The organism is Streptomyces sp. NPDC060205 (assembly GCF_042728395.1).
Classification (GTDB): domain Bacteria; phylum Actinomycetota; class Actinomycetes; order Streptomycetales; family Streptomycetaceae; genus Streptomyces.
Map to the genome: position 1 here is coordinate 1 of NZ_JBHWZP010000070.1, position 14,654 is coordinate 14,654.

Here is a 14,654-nt window from a genome sequence, read left to right on the forward strand (position 1 = left end):
GACCACCGAGGTGAAGCCAACTGCCGGGCGCGCGGCGCGAAGCGCGGCCAGCGCCGGTCGGCGGCTTCGGTGTCCAGCCGGACATCGGAGACCGGGGCGCGGTCGTGGTAGCAGTCCCGGCAGGGGCCCTCGTCCCCTTCGACTCCGGACAGCTCCAGGGCGCGGGTGCGGTCGTCGGAGGCGGCAGCTTCCACGACCTGGCCCTGCGGCATCCCCAGCAGCACTCCGGCCGCCGCCACGTCCAGCAGGTCCACACAGTGCTCGGTGACCGTGTACAGGAAACTGATCACATCGAAATCCCGTACCAGGGTGTCGGAGAGTTCGACGAACGCGACAGCGAGCCGCTCCTCACGCGGCACTCCCGGCATGACAGCCACAACGCCACCCTTTCCTCTGCGGGCGCATCACGTCTGATCCCCGTGCCGCACCCGCGTGTTGCATCTGTGGACCGCAACGCGGGGCGAAAAACAGCCGTCCCTCCCTGAAAATCGCCGCGCACCGGCATCAGACGCATGCGCACAGTGCTGTGGACTGTGGACTGTGGACTGTGGACATCCACGGAACTCTTATTCACGCTACCGCGAACAGCCGTTCACGAAGGGGGATGGCCGGACCACCCGATGGGCTTTCCGGCAGGGATCACTTTCGGAAGTGTGCGCCGGCCACATCCTGTTCACGTCGCCCTCGGCTCGTGCACGTGTACGCCGCTGACCCCGGCCGGAGGCCTGCGCCGAACACGAACGTGTTGGTGGCAGGAGTCCATAGCCTGTGGGAAGGTTTTCGGACCATACTTCAAGACGGGCGGGACATGATCGAGCTGCCGCGTGAGGAGCAGTTGGAGGCGGTCTTCGTCGACCTCGCCGACATCCTCGTACAGGATTTCGACGTCATCGGTTTCCTCTACACGCTCGCCGAGCACTGCGTACAACTGCTGGACGTGACGGCGGCAGGGGTCCTGCTCGCCACTCCCGGCGGTCGGCTGGTGGATGTGGCGGCCACCGACGAGCGCACCCGTCGTCTGGGGACAGTCAGCGTCGAAGCGGGGGAGGGCCCCTGCTGGGACTGCTTCCACAGCAAGCAGCTGGTCCCCGGTGTCTCCCTGACCACGGCGGAGGCCACAGAGCGCTGGCCCCGATTCGTGCCACGGGCCGTTGAAGCCGGCTTCGCCTCGGTGGCCTCCTGCCCCTTGCGCCTGCACGACCAGGTGATCGGATCGCTGGATCTCTTCCGGGAACAGCCCGGTCCCTTGAACGCCTCCCATCTGCGCCTGGGACAGGCGCTGGCCGACACGGCCACCGTCGGGATCCTGCAGCAGCGGGTCGTGAGCGAACGGATGACTGTGAGCGCACAATTACAGAGCGCCCTGGACAGCCGCGTCGTCGTCGAGCAGGCCAAGGGCTATCTCGCGCAGCGGCTCGGCACCGATGTCGAACAGGCTTTTGCTCACCTGCGCCGCCATGCGCGCAGCCGCCGTACGCGGCTCACGGATCTCGCCCGCCAGGTGATGCAGGGCACGGCCGATCCGGCTCTCTTCGACCGGCACGTCCGGTGAAGCGGCAGCTCCGCGAACTCCTGGGGTGTGATGGGAGGAGCGATTCCTGGACGGCCCGCATCACGCCCAGAAGGGGGCCGCAGCGGTGATCCACCCGTTGATGAGGGCCTACCTGAGCGCCCTTGGCACCCACATGGGCCCCGGCATGGCACCCCTGCCGCTGGGCGCCTGCACCGACATGCTGGGCCTGGACGGACTGGGCCTGCTCCTGTCACCCACCGACCGGCCGGCCGAACTCGTCCAGTCCCACGGCGAACGCACCGTCGCACTGGAGGACCTGCAACAGGTCCAGGGCCAGGGACCCAGCCTGGACGCCGCCTACCACGGAACCCTGCTGCTGCTCCCCGACATCGGCGGGCTCACCGCCGACCGCTGGCCCGGGCTGCCCGCCGCCATCGAAGCACTCGACGTGCATGCCGTGTTCTCCTTCCCTCTGCGCATCGGGGTCAACGCACTCGGCGTGCTCACCGGCCACCGCACCCGCCCCGGTCCCATGGACACCGACCAGCTCACCAACGCCTTCGGCCTCGTCGACACCCTCGCCCAGATCGTCGTCACCACCGTCACCCACCCTGACCCGGCCCAGAAAGCCCTGCTGGACGAACCCGGTCTGCACTTCGCCGAAGTCCATCAGGCGACCGGCATGCTCGCCGCCCAACTCGACATCGACGGCGACACCGCACTGATCCGACTGCGCGGCCACGCCTTCAGCCACGGCCGCCCCCTGCTCGACGTCGCCCGCGACGTACTCGCCCGCCGACTCCACCTGGACCCCAACGACATCCCGCCGCCCTGAAAAGGTCGAAAGCAGCCCTGCGCGGGGCTGCGCCGCCCGCAGCGCGGGTTCTCACGGGGCCGCACAACAACGTCTGCCAGGGCCTGAGGTGAGGACTAGGCTGGACCGCAGGCACGTATGTGGTTCCCGGGGCAGGGAGGTAGGTGTCGGTGCATGAGGTACTGCGGGCCGCATCAGGCAGCCCACTGTTCGAGGTGACCACGGCCCCGTACGTGGTTCTCGACAGGGATTTCCGTATCAGGGGCGTCAACGCCGCTTACTTGCGCGCCACGGGACGGATGCGGGACGACCTGATCGGCGCGTTCATGTTCGACGCGTTCCCGGACGATCCCAAAGACGCCACGGCGACCGGGGTGCGCAACCTCACCGCTTCGCTGGAGCGGGTCCTGCGCGGCGGGGTGAGCGACGACATGGGGATCCAGCGCTACGACATCCCCGACGCCGACGCGGCCGGTGTCTTCCACCGCAGGCACTGGAGCCCGGTCAACTCGCCCCTGACCGACCCCGACGGCCGCGTCGTCGGCGCGCTGCACCACGTCGAGGACGTGACCGCGGTGCGCGAGATCCTGCACCGCGCACGTGGCGCCGACGCGGCGGAAACGGTACGGCGGCCGCCCGTGTTGCTGCGCCGCGCGATGCTGGCCCTCAGCCGCTACGAGCGTGCCGCCCGCGCGGTGGCTGCCGGGAGGGCGGTTCCGGGCGACCTCGCAGGTGCCAGCGCCGTAGCGTACGCGGACGTCGCCCGGCGCGACGTGCTGTGGCACGGGATCCTCCATGCCGCCCGCCGGGCCCGTTCCGGCGGCTGCGCCACCGCGGTGTGCGCGGCCGCGGTGCAGGAGCTTCCCGCGGTCGATGCCGCCGCGATCACCCTGTACGGCGGCGGGCCCCAGAGATACCAGCTTGCGGTCAGCTCCCCATGGGCTCAGCGTGCCGAGGAAATGCAGTACATCACCGGCGATGGACCTTCCCTGACCGCGTTCGACACCGGCGAACACGTTGCGGTGCCCGATCTGCAGGGATCCGGTGCCGCGTGGCCGCTGTTCACCGACGCCGCGGTCGGCATCGATGTCGGAGCGGTCTTCGCCTACCCCTTGCGCACCGCCACCGCCACGCTCGGCACCTTCACCCTCTACCGCAGGCACCGCACCGGCGAACCTGCGGGGCCCCCTCCCGGTGCGCAGTCGTTCGCGGAGATCACGACGGCGGTACTGCTCGCCGACATGGACGGCGAAATCGTTGAGGAGGTCAGGGCCGCCGCCGACAAGGACGACATCAACATCGCCGTCGGTGTCGTCGCCCAGACGCAGGACATCAGCATCAGCGAGGCACTCGTGTGGCTGCGGACCATGGCCCAGGCGCAGCAACTGCCCGTCGTCGACCTCGCGCGCTCCATCATCATGCAGTACCCGAAGGGCCCGGGCCGGTTCTCCTGACCCGTCAGCAGGCCGAGTCACGGTCCCGCACGGCACTGAGGCCGCCGGCGTCGTTGAAGTACTGCTGGGCATGAGCCTGGCGGCGTGCATCGCGGATGCCGGCCGTGGCGGCCGCTTCGATGCGCCGCGCTTCCGAGCTGAAACCCATCCGGCGCCGCTGCCGACGCACCAGCACCACCACGGCGGCCACCCCAATGGACACGACTGCCGTCACAGCCAATAACAGGTAGACCATCGTCACCCCCCTGTTCGCTCAGGACCGTTCAGCACGGTCCACGCTCCGCTGCCGATCGCCGACGGTCATTTAACGGTACGCAGCAGACAGCTGAAGATGAAGCGACCTTCCCGGCACCAACACCTCTCAGAACCCTGCCGCCCTCCGGCAATCCGACAGTCCGCGTGCACGCTGTGCTGTGCGACGGAGACGACTTTTGCAGACGGGAGAATTTCCAGGGCCTGCTGCGAAAGCGGCTGAGCATACGACAGGACGTTCAGAGACTGCGGATGGCTTCGGTCAGGTCGGATCCGTAGGAGGCCCAGCAGATGACGGAGCTGTCATCGTTGGCCGGGGTGGCCGAACCCGACACGGCGGTGGACACCTTGCAGGACTTGCTCGGACGGGTACGCGACGGCTGGTGACAGCCCCACAGCAACCCTTCCGCCGACTTGACGGGGACCGCACCGCGACCACCGGCCACGGCCTGTGACTCTCCATCGCCGCCTCGATCGCCCAAGCCCACCACGCTTTCCCTGACGGCGCGCCCCGGCCCGGAGAACGGACTCGCACTCACCCTGCGCTTTCCCTCAGAGGGCGTCCAGGACAAGGGTGCTCTTGGGCGGCCTATGCGGTGGTGGCGATGCCGCCGTCGACGGGGATCACGGTGCCTGTCAGATAGGCGCCTGCCCGGCTGGCGAGGAACACGGCGACACCCGCCATGTCGTCGTCGCGGCCGATCCGGCGCAGTGGGGCCGCCGCCGCGATCGCCTCGCCGAACTCGTCGAGGGTTGCGGCCATCATCGTCGACGGGAACGGTCCCGGGGCCACGGCGTTCACGGTGACGTGCTGCGGCCCCAGTTCCTTGGCGAGCACTCTGGTGAGCTGGTGCAGCGCGGCCTTGCTGCTGGAGTACGAGTAGTTGGGCCGCTGAGGGATGTGGATGGCGGCGATGCTGCCGATGTTGATGACCCGCGCGGGATCGTCGGCGGTGCCCGCCTTGCGAAGCGCGGGCAGCAGCTCCTGCACCAGCCAGAACGGTGACTTCAGGTTGATGTCGACGACCGTGTCCCAGGCCGCGTCCGGGAACGTCGCCAGCGGCTCGTCCCACAGGGCGCCCGCGTTGTTGACGAGGATGTCGAGACGCTCCGAGTCGGCGGTGACGAGGTCGGACAGCCGCCGGCACTCGTCGTGGCGGGACAGGTCGGCGGGAACGGCCCGCACCTCACCGAATGCGGACAGCCGTTCCTGCGCCTGAGCGCAGGCTTCCGCGTTGCGCGAGCTGATGACCACGCGGGCGCCCGCTTGGAGAAGGCCACGCGCGATCATCATTCCGATGCCTCTGGTGCCACCGGTGACGAGCGCGCGCTTTCCCCGCAGATCGAAGAGTTCCGCGTGCGTGGTGAAGTGGGTGTCTTCCACTTTCCGTCCTTCTTGTTGGTCGCGCGGCATGATGCGTCGACGCGTCGAGTTCACGAATTGGCCGGAGCCGTGGTGGCCGGCCGTGAAGACCGGCGAGACCCTGGTGATACCGGCATGCCCGCAAACGCTATGGCCTTGACGTGCACTCCAAGCAAGCCGAACAGGTAGGACATCGGAAGGGTGATCGGGCGGGGACATGGTCCGCGGCAATTGGTACGGCTTCCCCTACCAGGGCAGAGGACCCCGCCTCTTCGGGCAGCCCATCGTGCCCTGCCGCCTCCTGACCTGGTGCCCGCGATGCGTCTAGCGTCCGAGAGTGAGCCTTTGGACTTCTCTGGAACCCGCCTCCGCGACCGTGGACCCGGGTGGCAGTACGACCGTACGACTGCGTCTGCGCAACACCGGTGATGTGGTGGACGAATACCGCTTCGAGGCGGTCGGTCCGCTCGCGCCATGGGCGAGGGTGGAGCCGCAGGTGCTGCGGCTGTATCCGGGGACGACGGGTTCGGTGGACATCGCGTTCGCGCCGCCGCGGACGCCGGATGCGACGGCAGGCCCCAACCCGTACGCGGTCCGAGTCACGCCGACGGAACATCCCGAGGCGACGACGGTCCCCGAGGGAAACCTCACCATCACCCCCTTCACGGAGGTGCGGGCGGAGTTGGTGCCGCCGACCGTGAAGGGCCGTTTCCGGGGCCGCCCGAAGCTTGCGGTCGACAACCTGGGCAATACGAAGCTCACCGCTTCGGTCAGCGGCAGCGACAACGGCGACCAACTCTCCTACGACGTGCACCCGTCGAACGTACAGATCGAGCCGGGGCGCGCGGCGTTCGTGAAGACGACGCTCAAGCCGCGCCAGATCATCTGGTTCGGGTCCAAGGAGTCCCGCCCCTACACCCTGGCCGTGCAGCGCTCGGGCGTGGACCCGCTGGACGTCGAAGGCACGTACGTCCAGAAGGGCTTCCTGCCGCGCTGGCTCGCCACCTTCCTCGGCATCTTCATGGCGCTCGCCATCACCTTCGTGATGCTGTGGATCGCCTACAGGCCGCAGGTGCGCAGCTCCGCCACGGAGAAGATCGAGGAAGCCGGCGTCAGCACGCTGGCTCCCTCCCCGTCACCGACGCCGGAGGCTCCGAAGGCACCGTCTGCCGAAGCGGAGCCCAGCGGGCCCGCTCAGGAAGCGTCCGACGGCGCGGGCGGCGGCGGAGGGGCCCCGGGGCCGGAGCAGACGAAGAAGGAAGAGCCTGAGAGCGTGGTGCCGGCGAACAACGTCCTGCTGCGGAACACCGCCACGAAGAGGTGCGCCGACATCCCGGGCAAGGGGAAGGGCAAGAAGGACGGCCGCGTGCAGCAGTACACGTGCGACGAGAGCGTCGATGACAACCAGCGCTGGAACCTGGAGGAGCGTTACCCGAAGCTCGGCCCCGGCGGCTCGGTCCTTTTCCAGATCCGCAACGTCAAGGATCAGCTCTGCATGGACCTCCCGGGCTCCGGAGCCCAATCCATCCATGCGGCGATCTCCGAATCCGATTGCGTCGGAACCACCGCCGACAACCAACTGTGGTGGATCGACAAGCAGAAGAGCGGCGCGTACTGGATCCGTAATTACGCCAGCAACAACAAGTGCCTTGAGGTAGCCGGAAATCAGTCCGACGCCGACGAAACACGCCTTCTGATCTTCCACTGCACCACCACCGACGACCAGGAGTGGCAGATCATCCAGCCCTCGGAGGGGTGAGGCATCCCGATGACGGGCGGGGCTCCGCCCGGAACGCGCTGCCGAGCCTCACCCGCATCACACCGTTCGTGGAAACGAAACTGTCTGACAGGCCGTCGGGCGCTGAACAACCCTTGGCGGAGCGGTCCGGCGGGTCTCCTGACGGGCGGTGTTCTCAGCGACCCGACCGACGTGGTGTCATCCAGGGATGGAAGCGGTTCTCACAAGTGCTGTAGCCGTCGTCGGGACCCTCCTCGGCGGGTGCTTCAGCTACCTGGTGCAGCACCGGATGACCATCCGGAACGAGCGGTTTGCCCGCTGGCGGTTCGTCCAGGAGGAACGTATGGCGGCGTACAGCGCGTACGCCGCCGCACTCGCGCACTGTCGGCGGGGTGAACTCGACCGCTGGCACCGGGCCCACGAGAATCCCGGCAGTGCGGAGGCGACGGAAGCGCGCGTCGAGTCCTACCGGCTGCGCTCAGTGGCGCGTCAGGAACTCTTCCGGATCCGGCTTGTCGCCCAGTCGCCCGGCCTCGTCCGGCTGGCCGAGGAGGCACTGGACCGGGTAAGCGTGATCCACAAGGCTGAGGGCGAGCACGAGTGCCACCGCAGCGGTGACGTTGCCCGTGAGGCAGTCGAGGCCTTTGTCCAGGCGGCCGGGCAGCAGATCGTCTCCTGATCTCGGCCTCTCGGAGGACACCTCGCTAATCGCAGTGGCGCAGTTCGTCGCGGATGTGGTCGGCGACTTCCCTCGGACAGCCGGGCAGAGCGAGCAGCCCGGCTGCCCTGCCCTCACGCCGCTTGCCGTCGATGTTCAGGACCGCCTCGGCGATCGCGTACTTGATGCCGGTCGTGAGGTCTGTCCGCACAACGAGGGCGTCCAGCCAGTCCAGGCCCTCCGGGTCATGGTGGCAGACCCCCTTGAGCAGGGTCGCGGCTCTTTTGCGGACCGTGCTGCCCATGATCTGGGGTGGCATCGGAGGTAGAAGTTCGGTCAGCAGCCCACGGATCTCCGCACGGCTGAGCCGGGTACCCAGGAGGGCCCCGCACATGGTGGAGACGTCCCGGAGAGCGGCTGAGTACCAGCCGCTCTGCTCCCGTCGTCGTTCACGCTCGGCGGACGGCGCGGTTGATGCCGAGAGCGTGGACGATCCCCCCTCCTTCGGCGGTGCGTCCGGCAGACGGCTCCGGGTGATGTCGTACACCTCCATCACCTCGTCCCGCCCGAGCGTCGCGTGTTCGTCCACCCGGATGATCAGTCGCAGGAGGTTCCTGATGAGGTCGGGATTCTCGTCGGTCGCGACCGCCCGCCGCATACGGGTGAGTGCCGTGCCGAGCAGTGGCCCCGCATGCTGGGTGAAGACGGCGTCGACGACCCGGGACCGGTCCAGAAAGATCTGCGTCAACCGCGTGACCGCGTCGGTGTGCGGACTGCGGAACAATTCGCACAGCCACGGCGTCAGTTCGTGCCACGGCAGGTCTTCAAGCCCCTGAAGGGTGCTGACCGCCGTACCCGCCACTGATGGGCTCTCGCCATCCAGCACGGCGGCCGACAGCCATGCGCGTGCCTTCTCATCCAGATGTGCGAGCCGGCTCTCCAGCCGAGCCCGGGTCTGAAGGCTCTCGCTGTTGCGGCCGTTCGTATCGCTCAGACCGGTGTCCAGCTCACGGAGTTGGCCTGCGACGGCGGCCAGCACCCTCGTGGAGCCACTGTTCGCCCATGACTTCAGCATGGTGCGCACTACATGTGGCTCCACCCTCACCGTATGGAGATCCTTCAGGATCCGCAGGTGCTCCTCGACCAGGTCGCCCGCCAGCACGACCTGGGCCGGCCACACGTTCCTGGGGGCGGCCTCGCGGGCGGCGTCCAGAGCTCTGAGCACGCGCAGCCGGGTTGCCAGCGGGAGCTCCGTGTTCTGCAGGCAGTAGGCGACGGAGGACAGGTTGGCGGTGCGACGGGGGTCCTCGAAGTCCAGTGCCAGCAACTGTCCCGCGAGCCACTCGGAGTGATCCGCTGCCAACCGGTTGAGGATGTTGACGTGCCGGGTCATCTCCCCGCGGCGTTCGAGGGTGTCGCTCACCACGCCCGTCCGGACATCCAGATCCGTCGCACCGAGCCGGGCCACCAGCTTGATCTGGGCGTTGTCCCAGTTCTTGGGGAGCTTGGCGGCCAGCAGTTGCCGCCAGGTGGTCCAGCCCCACTCCTCGCGCACCGTCGGGCACTCCCAGAACAGCCGCATGGTGCGTACGCCGTCGTCGTCGCTGAGGGAGGGCGGGCAGGGGACCGCGAGGACACAACGCGCGAACTCCGCCTTCTGGTCCGCCGACAGAGGGGCACGAAGATGCGCGAAGATCGCCGTCCGGCGTGCGAGGTCGCCCAGGCCCGGATAGTTCTCGCGCAGGACGGTGAGTACCTCTTTTGGCACCCCCTTCCGGTTCTTGCGAGTCGGGTCCGGGCCCAGATCGCGTTCGAGGTCCGCGTCCACGACGCCCGGGAGCGCCGCGGCCAGCAGGCGGTGCGGATAGTTCTGCCAGACCACCTGACCGGCCTGATCGAGGTGCTGGCGCGCGGCCCGGACCGCCGTCAGGGCCTCCCTCAGGCGGGTCGGCAGATCTTCCTCCGGTGTACGGGCCAGCAGTTTCGCCAGTGCGTTGGCCGCAGGCCCGGTCAGCTCGGCCGGATGCTCGCCGACTGCCGCGACCAGTGCTTTGTGCGCGGCGCCGAGATGCCGGGCGGGGGCGTCGCCGAGGTCCAGGGTCACGCTGCGCATCAGGGTCGGGTCGGCACGGACCCGCTCCAGCGCATCGGTGAGGGCGTCCTCCTCGACGCGCCCCAGCGAGGACACGATCTGCGTCCTGGCGGCCTCCGTCGTGTCGGCCGGGACACGTCCTGCCAGGTGCCGGTAGTCGTCGTACAGCGTGACCTGGGAGAGCAGAGAGGTCGTGAGGGGCCACAGGTTGCTGTGCCCGGAGCTGAGCGCCCGGATGAGGCGGGTGATGGCCGTGCTGTGTGTTCCCTGTCTGAGCAGCCAGCGCGAGTGCGCGTACTCGCCGAAGCTCTGGTGGAAGAACTCCCAGTAGGTTTCGCCGTCGAGAACCAGGCCTTCGCTGACGGCCTGCCCCATCCCTTCGGCAAGTGCCTCGCTCTCGTTGATCGCGCTGTCCAGCCCCCCTTGGGCACCTGGACGCGCAGCACGCCATCCGGGGTCAGCAGCAGCTCGGCGAGGGCGTAGACCGCCTGCTCCTTGCGGGGTGCCGGCACGCCTCCACTGGTTCGCACCCTGGCCTGCCAGTAGTCCGCGAGAAGCTGATTGACGGTCAGATCCTCTGGAATGTGGCCTTTGTTCGCGTAGACCTCGCAGGCCATCGCCAGCCGCACGGGCAGTGCGCAGATTCGGCGCAGCGCGCCGGGCACGGCGACTCGCCCACGGAGGACACCGAGGAACTCCACATCGGATCGAGTCAGCCCGCTGGTTCCCGCGGCGCCACGCAGCAGGTGGTGCTGTGCCCAGTCGACGATCTCGGTCTCCGAGAGCATCGGCATCGGATTCTCGACCAGTCGGCCGGCCAGGCGGGGCGCGCTTTGACCGGGGTACCGCAGATGCCCGCGGTACTCAAGGTCGCGGCAGGTCAGGACGACCTGGCCGATTTCCAGTGCCGCGCCGAGCACCGACGAAAGCCCCGGAAGCGTCCGGGCGTCGAGGACCAGGTCGAGAGTGTCCACGAGCAGGGTGACCGTGCCGTACGCCGCGCGCAGCCAGGTGAGCAGGTCGATGATCCCCTTCCCGCCACCGGGCCGCACGGCCTCACCGATCGCCCGGTCGGCGCTCTCGAACCTCTGGCACAGGGTGTCCTTCGGTACCTGCGCGCAGGACAGCAGTGCCACCGCGCCCTTCTCGGTTTCCAACTGCTGCAGCAGTTGACCGAGCAACACGCTCTTGCCGATACCGCCGTCACCGGTCAGTGCCAGCACCACTCGCTGCCCGTTGCCATTGATGCCGCCGGACCCGTCTCCGCTCTGCGCGTCCCGCTTTCGCAGCGCGGTGTCGAGCAACTCGGCTCGGAGCACGGGTGTGAATCGCTGGGCGTCCAGGCCCGCCCGATCGGGTGCCAGTACCCTCGGCACTTCCGGCGCGGCCTTGGCCGACCGCGCGCTCTCCTCAGCCTCCGCCCGGTCGTGCAGTTCCTTCCAGTATGTCTCGGAGTTCCTGACCCCTGAGATCCGGCCCGTGTCGACGCAGGCTTTCAGCAGACCGCGCACGACTTCGAAGGACGGGGCTTTCGCAACGCGCTTCCGGAGAATCGCGGAGATCTGTGTCTTCTTGAGCTGTGCCGCAGGGTGCAATTGGCTCTTCGCGACGAACCGCTCGACGAGTTCGATGGCATCGGACTGCTTCAGCCCCGCGTCCTTCAGCAGACGTCCCAGTTCTTCGCACAGACGGCCGAGGTCGCCCTCCGCCGCTTCAGGTTCCGCCACGAACCGGTTCCCTCTCCGGATGTTCCGACCAGCGTCTGCGATCCACGTTACGCCCAACTCCCGTACCGGCCGACCGTCCTGAGAACGCCCGCCGCACTCGGGCAGAACCGCCGACTGGGCTCCAGGCATTTGCACAGCGTGTCCCGCCAGGGCTTCGGCAGCACCCCGACCTTGGGCCGGCCGCCCATCGTCCGCGTCGAGATCTCCAGCGGCGTGCCCTCGTACGGGAAACGCCCGCCTGCGGCGTAGAGAATCACGGAGGCCAGGCTGAACAGGTCACGGCGTCGCAGCGAACCGTCCCCGATCGCGGCCACCCCGAAGTCGATCAGGAAGAGCCGCCCGCCGGGGCCGGTGAGTACATGGCGCGGCTTGATGTCACCGTGGTGGATCCGTAGCCGGTGGAGTTCGACCACCAACTGGCTGATGCTCACCGCGAACTGCCGCAGATCGGCGCCGCCCAGAGGCCCTTGGGTCCGGATCAGCTCCTCCAGGGACGGCCCGGTCAGGTATTCGCTGGCGGTGTACCGGTGCTCGCCGTCCCAGCCCGCGCTGTACAGCCGGGGGCTGAGCGAGTCGGGGGCCAGCCTCAGCGTCTCGACCTCACTCTCGAAGGCCTCAAGCGACCTGCGGTCGTCGCGCCGCTCGGCGCGCAGCACCTTGACCGCGGCACTCTCGCCGCGGTTGTTCCGGCCGAGGTACACGACGGCCTGGCGACCGGCACCGATGCGGCCGAGGAGTTCGAAGCCGCCGACAAAGGTGGGATCCGTCGTCTCCAACGGTACGGGGCCTGCCGGGTTCGGCGTGTTCTGCGGTTCAGTCGGCTCCTCGGAGCCCTGGGAGTTCACCATGCCGGTGACTTTTCCGCACCCGCCCGGCCCGCCGGGGAAACTCCGGAGACCATTCTTGGAATCCGGCGAAACACCACTTCAGAGCCCTCTCCGGAGCCTCCGGCGCCGGACGGATCGGCCACCGGAGACCCGGTACCGAGCCCCTGGCGGTCCAACCACCGCAAGATGGAAGGCCGGTGCTGTCCGAGGCCGACCGGTGCTTGCCGCCGGCCGACCCTGTCGAGGGTCAGCGCCGGACGTCTGGCGGGCCGACGGTCCCCGCCGTTGTGTTGCACTGACCAGTAAAGACCCCTCCCGGCGAAACAGAGCACTGCCGTCGCGCCTTGGCCCAGGAGGCTGTCGAGAAAGCGATCCGCGTCTTCGGCGGTCCAGCGCGGCAACGACATCGTGAACACCGGGGCCGAGCTGAGGCAGCGCGTACGTACGGGTCCATCCGCCACATCCGGTCGCTGTCCGGTGGCGAATACCTCATGGCAACGACGTTCGCCGCAACCCAGCTCGGAAGCAGCCCGAGCCATCTGCACAGGAGGTTTGCCCGTGACTCTTCAAGCCCGCCCGCGCCCGCTCAAGTCCACACTCACGCTGCTGGCCTGCGCCGCGTTGACGGTTGCCGTCCCGGCGGGGGTGGCCACGCCCGCGCAGGCCGCGAACCGGTGCAACACCGCCGGCCACGCCTACCTGACCCAGCCCGGCAAGATCTACTTCTCCGGCTACAACGGGGACCAGAGCCTCGGCGTCCCGACCTTCAACACCTTCCGCGGCGACACCTTCCGGCTGGGCGGGAACGGCATTCTGCCCGGCACGACGATCCGATTCCAGGCCGTGAACGTCGACACCGGTGCGCAGATCAACTTCTACCGTGGCCAGCCGGTCTACACCACTCGCGGAGCCGCGGGCAACTGCGTCGTCAACGAAGAAGGCCCGTTCACGGTCACCGCACCCTCCGGGACCTACCGGGTCACGGCACTCTACGACCCGGGGAACACCCCACCCGTCACCCCCGGAGACATCATCGACCAAGTGGTCGACGTCGTGGTCTCCTGACTCCGTGTCGTGTGCGGCCCCCTGGAGGGCCGCACACCAAACGAGGCGAAGGCCCACAGGCGTCCGGCGTGGACGACGGGATCCGACTGGACACCGGCGGTGAGTACGAGAACTGCAACAACGAGATCCACCTCCGAAGCCCGGCGCGCGCCCTCGGACGGCTGGGTCGGGCTGAGGAAGGCAAGGCGAAAGCGGGCTGCTGCCCGGAGCTCAGTTCCCGATCGGTGGCTGGGTCGGGACCGGGCCCTCACCCGCGTAGGTGTGGCCGCGCGGGGCCGACGGTGCGTCGTCTTCGGAGAGGGCCAGAGTGGGCCAGGGGCCGGCGACGGCGTCGTCGTCCAGGCTGATGCCGAGGTGGTCGAGTACGAGGGCCACCACTGGTGCCATTCCGCCGCTTTCGCCTTCGTACGCGGCGAGTGCCGTCTCGACCCGGTCCCGCCAGGGGCCGGTAGGCCCGGTACACGGCATGCCGGGCTCGAAGTTCTCGACACACTCGCCGTCGCGCCAGTGCTGGAAGACATCAAGGCCTTCGGTGGTCAGCACGCTGTACGTCTCGGTGCCCCGGGACAGCGCTGCGAGCGGTTCGGGCCAGGAGCCGATGACGCCGTCCTCCTCGATGCAGAAGGCCCAGTCGCCGAGGCTGCCGGACCGCAGCAATGAGACCGCCCCGTCGGCGAGTTGGCCGGTGGGCAGTTCCGACGCCTGGTCCGCGTCGAGGAGACGGGAGCGGGACGGGTCGGCTCCGTACCGGGTGAACACCTCCTCGGCGGTCAGGTCCCGGGTGAAGGTGACGCACATCCAGGCTGTCGCCCAGTCGAGCGAGGGTGCGTCCTCGGTTGCTGCCATGTCCCGCCTCCGTGATGCGTGCCGCTGGTCTGCGCACCGCACTACCCGTGATGAGCGGTGCGGTGCGGAGGCCAGATCATGATGCCTGGCCAGGCCGCGTAACCGGGTCCTTCGCCGATGTCGACGCCGCTGCTCTTCGCCTGGTCGGCGATGTTGCCGTGGGCGTTCATGTCTACCTGGACCTGTCCGCCGACTTAACCGTTCCCGAGTGAGGGCGTCCATGACAAGCGCACTTGATTCACCGGGAGTGCCGAAGAGAAACGGCGAGGCCCACTGCTGAGGAATGAAACCGGTCGCTGATTGTT

12 protein-coding genes and 1 pseudogene are annotated in these 14,654 nt (G+C 68.5%); 6 read left to right on the forward strand and 7 right to left on the reverse strand.

Annotation, left to right across the window (positions count from 1 at the left end):
* Nucleotides 1-377, reverse strand: a pseudogene (locus ACFWGJ_RS15080) (transcriptional regulator); the annotation flags it as partial.
* Nucleotides 378-808: 431 nt separating this feature from the next.
* Between ACFWGJ_RS15080 and ACFWGJ_RS15085 the strand changes: the two are divergent.
* The 3 genes from ACFWGJ_RS15085 (at nucleotide 809) to ACFWGJ_RS15095 (ending at nucleotide 3,781) form a co-directional block, all read left to right on the forward strand.
* Entirely contained in the window at nucleotides 809-1,552 is a 744-nt protein-coding gene (locus ACFWGJ_RS15085; RefSeq protein ID WP_387323952.1) for a GAF and ANTAR domain-containing protein, read from the forward strand.
* A gap of 85 nt (nucleotides 1,553-1,637) precedes the next feature.
* Nucleotides 1,638-2,348: an ANTAR domain-containing protein gene (locus tag ACFWGJ_RS15090; RefSeq protein ID WP_387323955.1), complete on the forward strand. Its 711-nt coding sequence runs from the start codon at nucleotides 1,638-1,640 to the stop codon at nucleotides 2,346-2,348.
* A gap of 143 nt (nucleotides 2,349-2,491) precedes the next feature.
* The gene (locus ACFWGJ_RS15095) at nucleotides 2,492-3,781 is read left to right on the forward strand and encodes a PAS domain-containing protein (protein ID WP_387323958.1); all 1,290 of its coding nucleotides are present in this window, start codon (nucleotides 2,492-2,494) and stop codon (nucleotides 3,779-3,781) included.
* Nucleotides 3,782-3,785: 4 nt separating this feature from the next.
* Here the strand turns inward: ACFWGJ_RS15095 and ACFWGJ_RS15100 are convergent, their stop codons facing one another.
* Nucleotides 3,786-4,016, reverse strand: a complete 231-nt coding sequence (locus tag ACFWGJ_RS15100) for a hypothetical protein (RefSeq protein WP_387323960.1) — start codon at nucleotides 4,014-4,016, stop codon at nucleotides 3,786-3,788.
* Between the two features lie 606 nt (nucleotides 4,017-4,622).
* A complete protein-coding gene (locus ACFWGJ_RS15105) occupies nucleotides 4,623-5,417 on the reverse strand; it encodes an SDR family oxidoreductase (protein ID WP_387323963.1) in 795 nt (264 codons plus the stop codon).
* Between the two features lie 316 nt (nucleotides 5,418-5,733).
* Here ACFWGJ_RS15105 and ACFWGJ_RS15110 point away from each other — a divergent pair, with 316 nt between their 5' ends.
* Nucleotides 5,734-7,155: an RICIN domain-containing protein gene (locus ACFWGJ_RS15110; RefSeq protein ID WP_387323965.1), complete on the forward strand. Its 1,422-nt coding sequence runs from the start codon at nucleotides 5,734-5,736 to the stop codon at nucleotides 7,153-7,155.
* Between the two features lie 187 nt (nucleotides 7,156-7,342).
* Nucleotides 7,343-7,813: a hypothetical protein gene (locus tag ACFWGJ_RS15115; protein WP_387323968.1), complete on the forward strand. Its 471-nt coding sequence runs from the start codon at nucleotides 7,343-7,345 to the stop codon at nucleotides 7,811-7,813.
* A gap of 25 nt (nucleotides 7,814-7,838) precedes the next feature.
* Here ACFWGJ_RS15115 and ACFWGJ_RS15120 read toward each other — a convergent pair whose 3' ends face one another.
* A complete protein-coding gene (locus tag ACFWGJ_RS15120; RefSeq protein WP_387323970.1) occupies nucleotides 7,839-10,259 on the reverse strand; it encodes a hypothetical protein in 2,421 nt (806 codons plus the stop codon).
* 1,399 nt (nucleotides 10,260-11,658) lie between these two features.
* Nucleotides 11,659-12,459, reverse strand: a complete 801-nt coding sequence (locus ACFWGJ_RS15125) for a serine/threonine protein kinase (protein WP_387323972.1) — start codon at nucleotides 12,457-12,459, stop codon at nucleotides 11,659-11,661.
* A 537-nt stretch (nucleotides 12,460-12,996) separates the two neighbouring features.
* Here ACFWGJ_RS15125 and ACFWGJ_RS15130 point away from each other — a divergent pair.
* Nucleotides 12,997-13,503, forward strand: a complete 507-nt coding sequence (locus ACFWGJ_RS15130) for a hypothetical protein (RefSeq protein WP_387323975.1) — start codon at nucleotides 12,997-12,999, stop codon at nucleotides 13,501-13,503.
* A 210-nt stretch (nucleotides 13,504-13,713) separates the two neighbouring features.
* Here ACFWGJ_RS15130 and ACFWGJ_RS15135 read toward each other — a convergent pair whose 3' ends face one another.
* Nucleotides 13,714-14,349 carry a DUF6461 domain-containing protein gene (locus ACFWGJ_RS15135; protein WP_387323978.1) on the reverse strand — a complete coding sequence of 212 codons (636 nt, stop codon included), beginning with the start codon at nucleotides 14,347-14,349 and terminating at the stop codon, nucleotides 13,714-13,716.
* Between the two features lie 41 nt (nucleotides 14,350-14,390).
* On the reverse strand, nucleotides 14,391-14,519 hold the full coding sequence (locus tag ACFWGJ_RS15140; protein WP_387323981.1) for a hypothetical protein: 129 nt from the start codon (nucleotides 14,517-14,519) through the stop codon (nucleotides 14,391-14,393).
* Nucleotides 14,520-14,654 lie beyond the last annotated feature (135 nt).